At 41.4% G+C, this 15295-nt stretch carries 18 protein-coding genes and 1 tRNA gene; 16 read left to right on the top strand and 3 right to left on the bottom strand.

Annotated features, from left to right (window positions below; genetic code table 11):
* Positions 1 to 21: 21 nt before the first annotated feature.
* From PF027_RS04250 to PF027_RS04230, 5 genes are all read left to right on the top strand, one after another.
* A complete protein-coding gene (locus tag PF027_RS04250; RefSeq protein WP_270871831.1) occupies positions 22 to 1059 on the top strand; it encodes a D-alanine--D-alanine ligase in 1038 nt (345 codons plus the stop codon).
* Positions 1060 to 1110: 51 nt separating this feature from the next.
* The gene (locus PF027_RS04245) at positions 1111 to 1332 is read left to right on the top strand and encodes a prevent-host-death protein (RefSeq protein ID WP_442867875.1); all 222 of its coding nucleotides are present in this window, start codon (positions 1111 to 1113) and stop codon (positions 1330 to 1332) included.
* Entirely contained in the window at positions 1325 to 2053 is a 729-nt protein-coding gene (locus PF027_RS04240; protein ID WP_270871832.1) for an alpha/beta fold hydrolase, read from the top strand. The genes PF027_RS04245 and PF027_RS04240 overlap by 8 nt, the downstream gene beginning before the upstream one ends.
* A gap of 508 nt (positions 2054 to 2561) precedes the next feature.
* Entirely contained in the window at positions 2562 to 3041 is a 480-nt protein-coding gene (locus PF027_RS04235; protein WP_270861685.1) for a hypothetical protein, read from the top strand.
* A gap of 96 nt (positions 3042 to 3137) precedes the next feature.
* The gene (locus tag PF027_RS04230) at positions 3138 to 3623 is read left to right on the top strand and encodes a hypothetical protein (RefSeq protein WP_270871833.1); all 486 of its coding nucleotides are present in this window, start codon (positions 3138 to 3140) and stop codon (positions 3621 to 3623) included.
* 87 nt (positions 3624 to 3710) lie between these two features.
* Here the strand turns inward: PF027_RS04230 and PF027_RS04225 are convergent, their stop codons facing one another.
* From PF027_RS04225 to PF027_RS04215, 3 genes are read right to left on the bottom strand one after another with little or no spacing between them, the layout of a single operon-like run.
* A complete protein-coding gene (locus PF027_RS04225) occupies positions 3711 to 4199 on the bottom strand; it encodes a SixA phosphatase family protein (RefSeq protein WP_270871834.1) in 489 nt (162 codons plus the stop codon).
* 33 nt (positions 4200 to 4232) lie between these two features.
* A complete protein-coding gene (locus tag PF027_RS04220) occupies positions 4233 to 4808 on the bottom strand; it encodes a rhomboid family intramembrane serine protease (protein ID WP_270871835.1) in 576 nt (191 codons plus the stop codon).
* 20 nt (positions 4809 to 4828) lie between these two features.
* Positions 4829 to 5482, bottom strand: a complete 654-nt coding sequence (locus tag PF027_RS04215; RefSeq protein WP_270871836.1) for an NlpC/P60 family protein — start codon at positions 5480 to 5482, stop codon at positions 4829 to 4831.
* A 122-nt stretch (positions 5483 to 5604) separates the two neighbouring features.
* Here PF027_RS04215 and murA point away from each other — a divergent pair, with 122 nt between their 5' ends.
* From murA to PF027_RS04160, 11 genes are all read left to right on the top strand, one after another.
* Entirely contained in the window at positions 5605 to 6873 is a 1269-nt protein-coding gene (gene murA, locus PF027_RS04210; RefSeq protein WP_270871837.1) for a UDP-N-acetylglucosamine 1-carboxyvinyltransferase, read from the top strand.
* On the top strand, positions 6870 to 8042 hold the full coding sequence (locus tag PF027_RS04205; protein WP_270871838.1) for a molybdopterin molybdotransferase MoeA: 1173 nt from the start codon (positions 6870 to 6872) through the stop codon (positions 8040 to 8042). The genes murA and PF027_RS04205 overlap by 4 nt, the downstream gene beginning before the upstream one ends.
* 61 nt (positions 8043 to 8103) lie before the next feature.
* Positions 8104 to 8178, top strand: a tRNA-Gly gene (locus tag PF027_RS04200).
* 31 nt (positions 8179 to 8209) lie between these two features.
* Positions 8210 to 8770: a UbiX family flavin prenyltransferase gene (locus PF027_RS04195; protein ID WP_270871839.1), complete on the top strand. Its 561-nt coding sequence runs from the start codon at positions 8210 to 8212 to the stop codon at positions 8768 to 8770.
* The gene (coaD, locus tag PF027_RS04190; RefSeq protein WP_270861694.1) at positions 8767 to 9240 is read left to right on the top strand and encodes a pantetheine-phosphate adenylyltransferase; all 474 of its coding nucleotides are present in this window, start codon (positions 8767 to 8769) and stop codon (positions 9238 to 9240) included. The genes PF027_RS04195 and coaD overlap by 4 nt, the downstream gene beginning before the upstream one ends.
* On the top strand, positions 9240 to 9869 hold the full coding sequence (gene tmk / locus PF027_RS04185) for a dTMP kinase (RefSeq protein WP_270871840.1): 630 nt from the start codon (positions 9240 to 9242) through the stop codon (positions 9867 to 9869). The genes coaD and tmk overlap by 1 nt, the downstream gene beginning before the upstream one ends.
* Positions 9862 to 11103 (top strand): histidine--tRNA ligase, encoded by a 1242-nt coding sequence (gene hisS / locus PF027_RS04180; RefSeq protein WP_270874690.1) that lies wholly within the window; start codon positions 9862 to 9864, stop codon positions 11101 to 11103. Before tmk ends, hisS begins: the two co-directional genes overlap by 8 nt.
* Positions 11100 to 12935, top strand: a complete 1836-nt coding sequence (gene speA, locus PF027_RS04175; RefSeq protein ID WP_270865031.1) for a biosynthetic arginine decarboxylase — start codon at positions 11100 to 11102, stop codon at positions 12933 to 12935. The genes hisS and speA overlap by 4 nt, the downstream gene beginning before the upstream one ends.
* Positions 12936 to 12944: 9 nt before the next feature.
* Positions 12945 to 13640 carry a serine O-acetyltransferase gene (gene cysE, locus PF027_RS04170; RefSeq protein ID WP_270877379.1) on the top strand — a complete coding sequence of 232 codons (696 nt, stop codon included), beginning with the start codon at positions 12945 to 12947 and terminating at the stop codon, positions 13638 to 13640.
* 11 nt (positions 13641 to 13651) lie between these two features.
* A complete protein-coding gene (locus PF027_RS04165) occupies positions 13652 to 14125 on the top strand; it encodes a hypothetical protein (protein WP_270877378.1) in 474 nt (157 codons plus the stop codon).
* Complete coding sequence (locus PF027_RS04160; protein WP_270877377.1) at positions 14122 to 15291, top strand: pyridoxal phosphate-dependent aminotransferase; 1170 nt, start codon at positions 14122 to 14124, stop codon at positions 15289 to 15291. Before PF027_RS04165 ends, PF027_RS04160 begins: the two co-directional genes overlap by 4 nt.
* Positions 15292 to 15295: the final 4 nt, after the last annotated feature.

The following is a 15295-nucleotide window of genomic DNA, read 5'->3' as shown; positions in this document are numbered from 1 at the left end:
TAAAATTTACAAGGAGAAATAATGAAATACGGTATAGTTTTTGGTGGTCAAAGTTACGAACACGAGATTAGTATAATCTCTGCAATCGCGGTCAAAGACGCGTTAAAGGGCGAGAATTTGGCGTTTGTTTTTTGCGACAAAGATAGGAGATTTTTCTTAATCGAAGAGAAAAATATGCGCGCAGTGTATTTCAAAAACGGCGAATACACAAAATCAAAAGAGCTAAATATCTCAAACGGCGGATTTTATATGAGCGGGGGTATGTTTGGCAAAAAAAGCATGCTTGAAGTGAGCGTTTATGTGAATTTGATCCATGGTTGCGACGGCGAGGATGGAAAATTCGCAAGCCTTTTTGAGTTTTTCTCAATCCCTTATATCGGCCCTAGAATCGAGGCTAGCGTGCTAAGCTACAACAAAATTTTAACCAAATACCTAGCGCAAATCGCAGGTGTAAAAACCGTGCCATTTGAAATCGTCAATCGCAACAGCTTGCCGAATTTCAACTTCCCAGTCATCATCAAACCCGCTCATTTGGGTTCTAGTATCGGTATTGGCATAGCAAAATCAGAAAAAGAGTTTGACTACTGCATGGATAAGGTCTATGAGCTAGATGATAGCGCAATCGTCGAGCCATATATGGAAAATATCAAAGAATACAACCTAGCAGGGGCTAAAATCGACGGCAAAATTGAGTATTCCTTCATCGAAGAGCCGAAAAAAGAGGGATATTTGGATTTTGGTAGAAAATACCTTGACTTTTCGCGCACTGGCGTGGTCGAAGAGGCGCAAATCGGTATGTCAGTCGAGGATAAGATGAAAGACGCGTTTGCCAAGCTTTATAATGTCGGTGGATTTGAGGGGGCGCTGATTAGGTGTGATTTTTTCGTGCAAAATAACGAAGTGTATCTAAACGAGATAAATCCAAATCCAGGAAGTATGGCAAACTACCTATTTAGCGACTTTGCAGAGGTTTTGAGCAAGCTAGCTACTTCGCTTCCGGCGGCTAAGGAAATTCCGATTTCGTATGATTTGATAACAAAAATTTCAGCGAATAAATAAGCTAAATTTAAAAATTTTACGCTAAATTTTGCGTAAAATTTTACATAAGGATTGTTTATGTTAAATAAAGACGAAATTTACACAGCGACGGAAATGGCGAGAAATTTTAGCTCAATTTTAAAAAAACTAAATAGCCAAGAGATTAAAAAGGCTATGATTGTCAAAAATAATAAATTTGAGGCCGTAATGCTTAGCATGAGCGAATACGAGCGCCTAGAAAAGGCAGTCGAGCTACTCAAAGCGATTTATGGTAAAAAGGGTCAAGATGGCTAGTAAAACCATAAAATTTGGTGGCAATGAATACAAAATCAGCTATGAAATCGAAAATTTAAGCGTCGAGCCGTATATTTTGGTTTTGCACGGCTGGGGCGCGAAAAAAGAGCTTATGCAGAGGGTTTTCGAGGCGAAATTTTTCCCAAATTATAGGCTAGTTTTCGTGGATTTGCCCGGATTTGGCGCTAGCTCGCAACCAAAATTCGCGCTTACAAGCGAGGATTATGCCGGGATAATAAGAGAGTTTATCACTGCGCTTGGAGGCGCACCAGAGGCCATTATGGGGCATAGTTTTGGTGGCAAGGTCGCCACTCTGCTTGCGCCAAAAAGGCTGATTTTGCTAAGCTCGGCTGGGATAATCGAGCCAAAGCCTTTGAAGGTGAGGGCGAAAATCGCGGTTTTTAAGTGCCTAAAATATGTTGGGTTGGCAAAATTTTGGCGATTTTTTGCTAGCAAAGACGCTTCTGGTATGAGCGAAGAGATGTTTGGGACGCTAAAAAATGTGATTCGCGAGGATTTCGAGCCGATTTTTGCCGAGATTAAACCAGAAAAAACGCTGATTTTTTGGGGTATTAGCGATACAGCCACAGCTCTAAGTAGCGGAGAGAAAATCCACTCACTCATCAAAAATAGCAAATTTTACCCGCTTGACGGGGATCACTTTTTTTTCATAAAACACGCGAAATTCATCGCAGATACAATCACGGCTGAATTTAAATAATCCAAATTTAGTTATTTTTCGCTATTTGTCATCGCGAGCGAGCAATGCTCGCATGGCAAAGTGGATTTAAATTTGAAATTTTACGCTTTCCATTGTCATTGCGAGCGAACGACAGCGGAAAATTTCCCCTGATTTGTCATTGCGAGCGAGTGTAACGAGCGTGGCAATCTACGAGCTAAAATAACCAAACGCTATAATCCGTGTCATTGCGAGCGAGTGTAACGAGCGTGGCAATCTACGAGCTAAAATAACCTAACGCTATAATCCGTGTCATTGCGAGGAGCAAGGCGACGAAGCAATCCAGACTATGATTTTACAAGCAATTATTGAAAAAGATGAACTTTAAAATAAATGGGATTGGATATAAAAGTAAAAATGAAAATTGCAGTTTTCAATACTAAAAATAAAATTTAAAAATACATAAACCCAAAATGTAATCACGCTTCTAATTTTATATTAAATTTATTGCGCTATAATGCCCAAACCAATCAGATGAGAAAGGTTTGACATGCTTTTTGATATCAGTTTAATTGGCGATACGAAAAATTTATATTTAAAGCGGTTTGGTCGCTCGAACCTAAACGGCGTTCCGCACTACCTAAAATTCGACTTTTCTGCGATGTCTTTCGTCAAGCTAAACAACAAACTTTCTATCAAATCCACAGGTTGCAAATCTGATTTGGACTATGGATTTTACCTCGTTTTCGAGGATAATAAATTTTTTATAAACAACAAAACTCACCTTTCTAAAAAAGAGATTTTTTATATGCTAAGCTATCTTTTTGATAAAATTTATGACAAAAATGTCAAATACCCGCGCGACAGCCTGCACGCAAAAATAAAAAAAACGATTGAATTTTTAAACAAAATTTATAATTTCACCAAAGAAAAAGACCATAAATTCAACATGCACGCGCAGTATCGCAATGTGTTTGTGGGGTGTTTGAGTATCGATCATCGCGAAAATTTGGCGCAAAATTTAGTTTAAATTTCATTGAAAATTTTGAAATTTGGCTTACAAATTTACCGAGTTTTTACCCAAATTTATTAAAATTACGAATTATATATATGATAAAGGTTTGATATGCTTTTCGATGTTGTAATAATCGGCGATAACAAAAATTTATATTTAAAGCAATTTGGTGGGCGTTCGAATTTCAGGGGCGTTCCGAACTATTTTCAATTCGATTTTAACGAAATGAAATTCGTGCAAATCAAAGAGAAAATTTATGTCAAATTTGACTACAACGAAACCGAGACAAGCACCGATCCTAACTATGGTTTCGTGTTGATTTTCGACGAAAAAGAATTTTTCAAAAACAAGCAAAATTTAACGCGAAAAGAGGCGTTTATCTTGCTGAATTATATTTTTAACAAAATGTATAGTAAAGATGTCAAGTATCCGCGCGACAGCCTACATTTCAGGATAAAAAAGGCAATCGATCTTTACAAGGCCGTCTATAAGGACGACGATTTCGACGGATACAACCTACACGCGCAATACCGCAATCTCTACGCCGGACAGATAAGTATCGACAAAAGAGAGCGAACGCTCGGCGCAGCGGAATAATCCGCGTTGCGAGATAAAATTTATAAATTTAAACGCCGTTTTGGCGTTTAAATTTTGCAAAATACCTTAAAATTCCCCTTGCAAAATCTATTGTAAATGCAAATTTGGATAGTCAAAAACCAAAACTCTCCCGCTATGCTCGCTAATCTCGGCGAAATTTTCAGCTTCAAATTCTAGTCCGAAAATCGCACAAGTTGGGAATTTTTCGATTACTGAGTTGCTGAAATACTCGCACACTGCGCCGATTGTGGGGTTGTGGCCTACTATGAAAACCACTTTGTATTTTTCATCGAGCATGCGCACAAACTCCGCCAGCTCTCGCGCGCTAATGTCGTAAAGCTCTTTTTTTTCTTTTAAAATATCTTTGGCGCCAATATTTTTGGCTATGATTTTGGCGGTTTTTAATGCGCGTTTGGCAGGGCTAGCGATGATGATATCAGGCACTATCCCCTCTTTTGCCAAAAGCTCCCCTAGCCTGCCTGCGTCGTCTTCGCCCTTTTGGCTTAGTTTGCGCTCGAAATCTGTCTGTGCGAAAGTCTCGGCTTTGGCGTGTCTGATAAAATAAATTTGTTTCATAAATTTCCTTTTCGTATAATTTTACACAAAATTTTACAAAATTTTAAATTTTTGCTCTATTTTGCCGAATCCAAACCCTACCCCAAACCCTATCAAATGCGCATACCACGCCACATTTGAAGCTAATAAAAGTGGAGCAAAACTAATAAGTGCAACCATAGCCAAAACGCTTTTTAAATTTTGCCTCTCATAGCACAAAATCACGCCCAAAAGTGCGCAGATTACGCCACTCGCGCCGATTAAATTTATATTTTGTCCCATGAATTTGTAAGCGCAAAAAATGTAAATTAGACAGATTAAATTCGTAAAAATTCCAAGCCCAAAATATAAAATCGTAAATTTAACGCTACCGAAAAATCGCTCTAAAATAGAGCCGAATTGATACAACACAGCCATATTCATCGCCAAATGCGCAATTCCAGCGTGCATGAAAAATGATGATAAAATTTGCCAAAAAAATCCGTCAAAAAATAGCAAATTTAGCCCCAAATACGCGCCCAAATTTGGGATTAAATTTGCTAGGACGAAAAGCACGCAGTTTGCGATGATGATAGCTAGCGTGAGTTTGCCTGCCTGCCCGAAATTCGCCCTTTGTCCGAAATTTGCCATTTGCATAAATTTCCTAAAATTTATTGTTTTACGCGACCATATCCTGCGAAGCGATTTGAAGCTAGGCAAGAAACTTTGTTACTTCCGCAGCGCACGATATAGCTATTTTCGATTTTTTTGCCGTTTTTATGAGTATTTTTTTTGTTTAAATTTACAAAATCGACCTTGTTTCTACCGCGCGAATTATGCACGAATTTTATCCTGCCGTCTGCGTAAATTTCGCGGATCACGCCGATATGGCTGATTTCGTTATTTAGGCGTTTTTTGTTTGATTGAAGGGTGTTTTGGAAAAATATCAAATCCCCTACTCGCGGGTTTTTGTGCGCGATTAGGTCGCGTTTTTTGTAATAATTATAAATCGCTTGTGATTTTCTGCCGTTTGTGAAATACTTAGGCAGCTCTTTGGAGTCGAAAAAAATCTCTTTGTTTTTAGAATTTAGCGCTGTGATAAACCCGCTACAATCCCCGCCTACCTTGGTTCCAGTGTATTTATCGACCCATGAAATTAGCGTTGTGTTGTAGGTATTTCCTGGGATTTGCGATGAGCCAGAGTTATCCTCATAAACTTCATAATCTGCTTGCGTAGTGGGGTTTGCAGGCGATGAAAACGGAGCTAGCCACGAGCAGCCACTCATCAAAAACGCCCCTAAAAATAAAGCAAAAATTTTTTTCATAAACTACCTTAAAAAATACAAAATGTGTTTTCATTTTAGCAACCAAATGTAATAAAATAGTAATTTTAAAGCAAATTTATGTATAATCACGGCGAAATTTTTGCAATCAAAACGGAGAGAAAATGCACTATTTACAAATCAAAGGCGAAGCCAAGCTTAGTGGCGAAATAAAAATCTCAGGCGCCAAAAACGCGGCACTACCGCTAATTGCGCTAATTATACTATCCAAAAACTCAGTTACAATTAAAAATTTACCAGATGTTTCAGATATCAAAACCCTAATCCAGCTTTTGGCAAATTTAGGCGCAAAATGCGAGTATTTGGACGCTCACACCGCTATAATCGATCCAAGAGGGATAAACTCAACTAAGGCAGTTTATGACATCGTGCGCAAAATGCGCGCTTCGATTTTAGTTCTTGGTCCCTTGTTAGCGCGTTTTGGCAAGGCAGAAGTTAGCATGCCAGGCGGGTGTGCGATAGGGGCAAGGCCGATTGATTTGCACCTAAAAGCAGTCGAAAAAATGGGCGCGCAGGTCAAAATCGAAGAAGGCTATGTCGTGTGCGAGGGCGCATTAAAGGGTGCGAATATTTCGTTTGATAAAATCACTGTTACAGGCACCGAAAATGTCGTAATGGCGGCTGCGTTAGCGCATGGGGAGACTTGCATAATCAACGCTGCCAAAGAACCAGAGGTTGTGGCTGTGTGCGAAGCCCTAGCTAGTGCTGGCGTCAAAATCGAAGGAATCGGCACTGACGAGCTTAAAATCACAGGCACAGCGGGCGAACTTTTAAATATCAATGAAATCACCGTAATCCCCGATCGTATCGAGGCTGGGACATATCTATGCGCCGGGGCGATAACAAATTCTAAAATCAGCGTTACAAGCGTAAATCCTGCACATTTGGGCGCTGTGCTAGCGAAATTTGAGGATATGGGATTTAAATTTGAAATTTCAAGCAGTGGTAACGACTCTAAAATCACAATTTTGCCAGCAGACGAAATCAAAGCGACCAAAATCATCACTACCGAATACCCAGGCTTTCCGACCGATATGCAAGCGCAGTTTATGGCGCTAACCTGCGTCGCGCAGGGCACTAGCACGGTCGAGGAAAGACTGTTTGAAAACCGCTTTATGCATGTGAGCGAACTAAACCGCATGGGCGCAGATATCAAACTAAATGGCAATATCGCTACAATCAAGGGTGGCAAACTCGCAGGCGCAGATGTCATGGCGACGGATTTGCGCGCTAGCTCAGCTCTTGTTTTAGCGGCTCTTGCAGCAAGTGGCACTACGCGCGTGCATCGCATATATCACTTAGACCGCGGATATGAGAGCTTGGAGGCGAAATTTAGCGCACTAGGCGCGCAAATTCTAAGGCTAGAAGAATGATTGATATAAACACTGCGCTGGAATTGATTTTTAGGCAAAATTTAGGCTTTTTTGGCGAAAAAAAGATTGAAATTTCACGCTCTCTTGGGGCTATTTTAGCGCAAGATATAAAAGCGCGAAAAAATGTGCCAAGCTTCGATAATAGCGCACTTGATGGCTATGCGTATAACAGCGAAAAAATCGGCGAGAGTTTGCAAATCGTAGAGCCAACTATCTTTGCTGGTAATCAAAAATTTTATGAAATTTTGCCAAATCAAGCGCAAAAAATAATGACGGGCGCACCTATGCCAAAGGGCGCAAACAGCGTGCTTCGCATAGAGGATGCGTGCATTAAGGACGGGTTTTTGCAAATTTCATCTAACGCAAAAGCAGGCGATGGACTTCGCAAAATGGGCGAGGAAGTGCGTGAGGGCGAGGTGCTACTTAGCGCAGGAGAGCGGATAAATGCTGCTAAAATCATGCTTTTAGCAGCGCAAGGCATAAATGAAATCCCTGTGCGCACCACGCCAAAAATCGCCGTGCTTTCGAGTGGCGATGAGTTAAAAGAGCCGTGGGAAAACGCAAATGAGCGCGAAATTTACAACGCAAACGCAAGTGGAATTTGCGCGCTTTTGCAGAGTGAAAATTTCGCAAACAACTATCTTGGAATCATCAAAGACGAAGCGGACGCAGTGAGAGAAGCCCTAAAAAGCGCAGCGCAAAGCTATGATGTGATAATCACAAGCGGTGGGGCAAGCGTGGGTGAGGCTGATTTCATGGCGCAAATTTTGTGCGAGCTTGGATTTAGCCCAGTGTTTGAGCATATCGATATAAAGCCCGGAAAGCCGATTAAATGCTACCATGCGGGCAAAAAGCTTGTTTTTGTAATGCCGGGAAACCCGCTAGCAGCGTTTATTCTAGCAAAAATCATAATCTTGCCGGTGCTTAAAAAAATGGTTGGTGAAAATTTTAAGGCGCGTGAAATTTTAGCCAAATTTAATGGTGAGCTAAAATTTCGCCCAAATCGCATAAATTTAAGCCTAGGCGTGTATGAAAACGGCTATTTTACGCCGATAAAATCAAACTCGGCTATGATTAAGCCACTATGCGGGGCGACGCATTTTATGCTCTCAAAATTTGAGCAATGCGAGCAAAAAAATGGCGAAATTGTAAAAATTTATGAAATTTAAGCAAAATGGTATTGACAAATGAGAAATTTTAAGATAAAATCCAAGTTCTTTTTTACTTCGTGCGGGAATAGCTCAGTGGTAGAGCGCAACCTTGCCATGGTTGATGTCGCGAGTTCGACTCTCGTTTCCCGCTCCACTTTTTTAAATCCAAATCAAAAAGTTTGCTTATGAAAATCCTAGTTTGTGTAAGCGGTGCTAGTTTTTGCGAAATTGGGTTAAAATTAATCAAATTTTTATCGACCACACCAAACGAAATTTACGCAATCATAAGCGAAAATGCAAAAATCGTCTTAAAATCCGAAAATAATATAAATTTTGCAAATTTCATTAGCGAAAATCAAGCTGTAAAATTCTTCGATGATAGCGATATTAGCGCGAGTGTGGCGTCTGGTTCGTTTGGTATAGACGCTACGATTTTTGCCCCCTGCTCTATCAATTCACTAGCGAAAATTCACGCAGGTATCGCCGATACTCTTAGCATTCGCGCAGCAGCCGTCGCGCTAAAAGAGCGCAAAAAACTAATCCTTGGCGTGCGCGAAATGCCATTATCGCCTATTTCGCTTCGTTCAATGAGCGAGTTAGCAAATCTCGGCGTCATCATCGCTCCGCCCATTATCGGCGGTTATAGCGGTGCGAAAAATTTAGAAGATATGCAAAATTTCATAATCGGCAAATGGTGCGACGCCATGGGCGTGGCAAACAATCTCTTTAAAAGGTGGCAAAAATGAGAAAATGTATCTATCCCGGTACTTTTGATCCTATCACAAATGGTCATTTAGATGTAATCAAACGCGCCCTTGGGCTTTTTGACGAGGTCGTCGTCGCAATCGCACTTAGCGAGAGCAAAAGCCCTTGTTTTTCGCTAGAAAAGCGCTTAGAGATGACAAGGCTTGCCCTTAGCGATCTAAAAAATGTCAAAGTTGAGCCGTTTTCGAACCTGCTAGTCGATTTCGCTAAATCACACGGCACGAATTTTTGCATTAGGGGACTGCGCGCGGTGAGCGATTTCGAATACGAATTACAGCTTAGCTACACAAACACATCGTTATGGAATAAATTTGAGAGTGTGTTTTTGATGCCAAGCCTGAAAAATGCCTTTATTTCGAGCTCTATGGTTCGCACGATACTGCGCCACGACGGCGATGTTTCGCAGTTTGTGCCAAAGCAAATTTTGCCACTGCTTAAAAAGGAAAATTGATGTTTGTAGCCTTTGAGGGGATTGACGGAGTTGGCAAAAGCACGCAAATATCGCGCCTAGCAGAAATTTATCCTGGCGCGATAGTTACCAAAGAACCGGGTGCTACGAGGTTTGGCGAAATTTTGCGTAGTATAATTTTAAACGAAAATTTCAAATTTAACGGCGACAACCACATAAATTTAGGTCAAATTTGCGGAAGTATCTCAAAAACGGCTGAGATGTTTTTGTTTTTAGCTGATCGCGCTGAGCACCACGAGAAGGTTGTTTTGCCAAATTCGCACAATCTAATCCTAAGCGATAGAAGCTTCATCTCAGGTATCGCCTACGCCCTAGCCAACGATGAAAACGCTAAATTTGACGAGCTTGTAATGCTAAATAAAATCGCGCTTGGTGGTGAAATTTATGGTAAATTTGTATTTTTTGAGATTAGCAAAGATGATTTGATTTCTAGGCTAAATACTCGCGCGGGATACGATAAAATCGAGCTTCGTGGCGTGGAGTATCTGATTAGGGTGCAAGAAAAGATAAAATTTACCTTACAAAAGCTAAAATTAAATTTTTTAATCGTCAATGCAAACGATGATATTGATAAAATAACAAAAAAAATAAAGGAATTTATAGATGATTAAAGCACTGCGTGGTATGAACGACCTAATGGGCTATGAAGCCGAACTTTTCGCAAAAATCGTGCGAGTTTGTGAAAGCGTGGCGAGGAATTATGGATTTGAGCTAATCGAAACCCCAAAACTCGAACAAACCGCCCTATTTCGCCGAAGCGTGGGCGAGAGTAGCGATATAGTCGGCAAGGAAATGTATGAGTTTAGCGATAAAAGTGGCGATAGCGTCTGCCTGCGCCCAGAGGGCACGGCTGGGGTCGTTCGCTCATTTATCGAGAACAAATTCGACAAAGCTGGTGGCGTGCGCAAATTTTACTACACCGGCTCGATGTTTCGCTACGAGCGCCCACAACGAGGCAGACTACGCGAATTTCACCAATTCGGCGTAGAGTGTTTTGGCGAGGGAAGCGTGTATGAGGACGCGAGCGTGATTTTGTTACTAGCTGAAATTTTGCGCAAACTAGGCGTAAAAACCACGCTCAAACTAAACTCCCTAGGCGATAGCTCGTGCATGCCGGAGTATAAAAACAAACTAATCAAATTTTTAAACGAGCGCGAGGATAGGCTTTGCGAGGATTGCAAAAGGCGCATTATCACAAACCCAATCCGCGTGCTTGATTGCAAAAACGAAGCCTGCCAAAGCGAGCTTGCCACTGCCCCGCTAATCACCGATAATCTAAGCGATGAGTGCAAAGGCGAATTTGAAAAATTGCAAGAAATTTTGCTTGCAAATGGGCTAAATTTCGAAATCGACAAACGATTGGTTAGAGGGCTAGATTATTACTGCAAAACCGCATTTGAGTTCGTCAGCAGTGAGCTTGGCGCACAAAGCGCAGTCGGAGGTGGTGGCAGATACGATAGACTAGTCGAGTTTTTGGGTGGCAAAAGCACATTTGGCGTGGGTTTTGCGATAGGAATTGAAAGGCTAATCGAAATTTTAAAATTAAAAGAAGCCCCTAGCTCTCGCAGTGGAATTTACATTGGCGCAATGGACGAGGCAATCGTGCCTTGCGCGTTTGCTATCGGACAAAAACTGCGCGCAATCACCAAAACTCATATCGCATACGAGCCAAAAAATTTGCAAAAACACCTAAAAAGCGCAGATTCAAAAATGGCTAAATTTTGCCTATGTATCGGCGAAGATGAGTTTAAAAATGCTAGCGTATGGTGCAAAAATTTAGAGGATAAAAGCCAAGACATGGTTAAATTTAACGAAATCGAAGACTTTTTTAAGGATAGAGTATGAACGATTATGGATTAAATATTTGGGGAAATTCAAATTTCGTCATTGATTCTGGCAAGTTGTGCGTGAATTCTGACTTCAAACAGCCTCTTGTCGATATGGTTAAAGAAATCAGGGCTGACGGCATTAGAGGCCCTATTTTGCTTCGTTTTCCGCACCTTATCAAAAAACAAATTGTCGAAATTTACTCGAATTTCAACCGCGCGATAAAAGAATTTGACTACAAGGGCAAATTCAACGCCGTCTATCCGCTCAAAGTAAATCAATTCCCGGGATTTGTGAAAAATTTGGTCGAAATCGGCAAGCCTTACGGGTATGGCTTGGAGGCTGGTTCTAAGCCAGAACTGCTTTTAGCCATGGCGTATAACAACGACAACGCGCCAATCACCGTAAATGGCTTTAAGGACAAAGAGCTTATCAATATCGGCTTTATCGCCGCAGAGATGGGGCATAATATCACGCTTACAATCGAGGGTCTAAACGAGCTAAAAACCATAATCGAAACCGCCAAAGAGCGCTTTGCGCCAAAGCCATTTATCGGGCTTCGCATACGACTTCACAATTCAGGTAGCGGAATTTGGGTCAAAAGTGGCGGAATAAACTCCAAATTTGGCCTTACTTCGACCGAGCTAATCGAGGCTGTAAATTTGCTCAAAAAAAATAATCTAATCGAGCAATTTACGATGATTCATTTCCATATCGGTTCGCAAATCACCGAAATTCACCCTCTCAAAAAGGCGTTAGTCGAGGCTGGAAACATCTACGCCGAACTTCGCAAAATGGGTGCTAAAAATCTAAATTCGATAAATTTAGGCGGTGGTTTGGCGATAGAATATTCACAAGTGAAGGAAAATTTCAGCAGAAACTATACTCTCAAAGAATACGCAAACGATGTCGTTTTCCTTTTAAAATCAATCGCACAGGATAAAAACGAGGTCGAGCCAAATATTTTCATAGAAAGTGGCCGTTATGTCGCAGCTAGCCACGCTGTGCTGGTCGCGCCTGTTTTGGAGCTTTTTACCCAAGAATACACAGAGGCCAAACTGGCTTTAAAAAAGGAAAATCCGCCAGTCATCACCGAGCTTTACGATCTTTACACTTCGTTAAAGCCCTCAAACGCCCTTGAATACCTGCATGACGCTATGGCGCACATGGAGAGCGTGCTGACGCTATTTGATTTGGGCTATGTGGATCTCACAGATCGCTCAAATGGCGAAATTTTGGTGCATTTGGTCGTGCGCAAGGCTTATGCGCTTTTGGGAAATAAGCAAGAGTATGGAAATTTCTTAAATTCACTCGGAAACGCGCAAGAGCGGTATTTGGTAAATTTCTCGCTTTTCCAATCCTTGCCTGATTTTTGGGGCATTAAACAGCATTTCCCAGTCATGCCACTCGAACACCTCGACGAGCGCGCTACGCTTTCTGCGACGCTGTGGGATATCACCTGCGATAGCGACGGCGAGATTACATTTGATAAAGAGCATAATCCTTTGTTTTTGCACGATATCGACCCAGAAGAAGAAGAGTATTTCCTCGGATTTTTCTTAGTCGGGGCGTATCAAGAGGTGCTTGGTATGAATCACAACCTCTTCGCTCACCCAAATGAGGCAACCGTGATTTTAAAAGACGGCGGATTTGAGATTACGGATTTTATCGAGTCGCAATCTGTCATTGATATCTTAGATGATATGGATTATGATGTAGTCGATATCAGAGAGAGCCTAAATGAACGAATCGCAAACTCGCCACTGCTTTCAGAAAAAGAGAAAAAGCATGTCCTAGGCGAGCTGTATTTGTTCCTAAACGATAATAGCTATCTGAAAACTATCCAATAAGGCGGGATTATGACTTTTTGGCAAACTATAAAACACGATTTCACCGAGCCATCTCGCCAAGATCCGGCGTGCAATAGCGTATTTGAGGTGATTTTTTGCTATCCGGGTGTGTGGGCGCTAATCAATTATCGTTTTGCGCACTGGTTTTATGAGCGCAAATTTCGCCTTATCGCGCGCATAATCTCTGGCATTACGCGCTTAATCACCGCTGTGGATATCAATCCAGGGGCAAAAATCGGCAGTGGCGTGTTTTTTGACCATGCGGCTGGTTTGGTCATCGGCGAGACAGCGATTGTCGGCGATAATTGTTTGATTTATCAAAATGTAACCCTAGGTGGCGTTAGCTTGGAAAAGGGCAAACGACACCCTACCCTAGAAGATGGCGTAGTCGTGGGAGCTGGGGCGAAAATTTTAGGCAATATCACAATCGGAGCGCACTCTAAAATCGGCGCAAATTCTGTCGTGATAAAAGATGTCCCCGCAAACTCCACAGCCGTGGGCGTGCCAGCTAGGATTTTAGGCGAGTGCGACAGCGATCCGCTAGCGCATAACAAACTCCCAGATATCAACAAAGAGCTGATGAAATATCTAATCAAACGAATTGAAATTTTAGAAGATTGCATACAAAATGGCGATAAAAATCTCTGCGACAAAGAAAAAGAGATCAACCAAGAGTATGAAAACTATCTAAAATCTCTCAAATAACAGGGGGAATAATGAGAAAAATTTTGATTTTGCTTGGAATTTGCGGTGCGTTAAACGCTGGGGAATTTGATAATCTTAAAATAGAAACAGTTAAAAAAATATATCAAAATCAAGAAAATTTTGATAAAATTTGTGGCGAAATTTGCACAAATTCTTTGAAAATCGCATTTTTGAAAGATGAGGAATTTGCAAACGGAGAGATTGGTTGCCTAGATTATGCTCCTACAATCTCTGGACAAGATGTTTGCGATAACCCAGAATACAAATTTGAAATTTTAAAATTTGGCGATGTAGAGGTGGAGCAAATTTGCAAAGGCTGGACGCCAGAAAGTCAAAAAATAATCTATAAATTAGAGTGCGGTGAAGATGATTGCAAGATAAGCGATATTTACAATACCGCAAACTATGAAGGCAAAGACGAAACTTTTAGCGTCAAAGAGATGATTTATGATTGTTTAAAAACACACCAAAAGGAGAAAAAATGAAACTTGCTTCACGCATAAACAGACTAAGCGAAAGCCTAACAATCGCCATTAGCACACGCGCAAAAGAGCTTAAAGCTAGTGGAAAAGATGTGATTATTTTTAGCGCAGGCGAGCCTGATTTCGATACTGCTGAGGCGGCGAAAAATGCCGTAATAGAGGCTATGAGAAAGGGCTGCGGCAAATACACACCAATCCCAGGCACAGCTGAAATTCTAAACGCAGTCGCACTAAAACTAAAACGAGATAATGGCCTAGATTACAAACCTAGCCAAATCATCACAAATGTAGGGGCAAAACACTCGCTTTTTAATATTTTTTCATGTTTGATAGATGATGGTGACGAGGTTATCGTGCCAGCGCCATTTTGGGTAACATATCCTGAGATTGTTAAATTTTGCGGTGGCAAACCTGTCATAATCGACACAAAGCCAGAAAATAAATACAAAATCACAGCCTCTGAGCTAAAAGCAGCTATCACGCCACGCACGAAAGCGCTTAGCCTTTGCTCTCCGTCAAATCCAGCAGGAGCTGTGTATAGCAAAGATGAGCTAATTGCGATCGCTGAGGTGCTAAAAGGCACAGATATCGCCGTAATCGCAGATGAAATTTACGAAAAAATCATTTTTGATAAAGAATTTGTAGCTTGTGCAAGTATCAGCGAGGATATGTTTAATCGCACTATCACCGTAAATGGCCTTAGCAAATGTGGCGCAATGCCTGGGTGGAGATTTGGCTATACAGCGTGCGCGAACGACGAGCTAAACAAAGCCATGAAAAAACTTCAAAGCCAAAGCACGAGCAATATTTCAAGCATAGTCCAAGCAGGTGCCGTGGCTGTGCTAGAAGGCAAGGCTGATGAATATATCGCTATGATGAATAAAGAGTATCAAAAACGCCGTGATTACGCCGTAGATGCGATAAATGCGATAGAGGGTCTTAGCGTAGTCAAACCTGACGGCGCGTTTTATTTATTTATCAACTGCGGGGGGGTAGAAAAAGATAGCATGAAATTTTGCACAAAACTGCTAGATGAGGCGCTCGTGGCGACCGTGCCGGGCGTGGGATTTGGTATGGACGAGCATTTTAGGATTAGTTATGCTTGCTCAATGGACGAGATAAAAGAGGGAATCGCGCGCATAGCAGAATTTGTGAAAAACTATAAATAAGCTA

Source organism: Campylobacter sp. VBCF_01 NA2, assembly GCF_027797205.1.
GTDB lineage: Bacteria > Campylobacterota > Campylobacteria > Campylobacterales > Campylobacteraceae > Campylobacter_B.
Note: the sequence above shows the minus strand (reverse complement) of the source record. Positions and strands in the feature narration are given on the sequence as shown.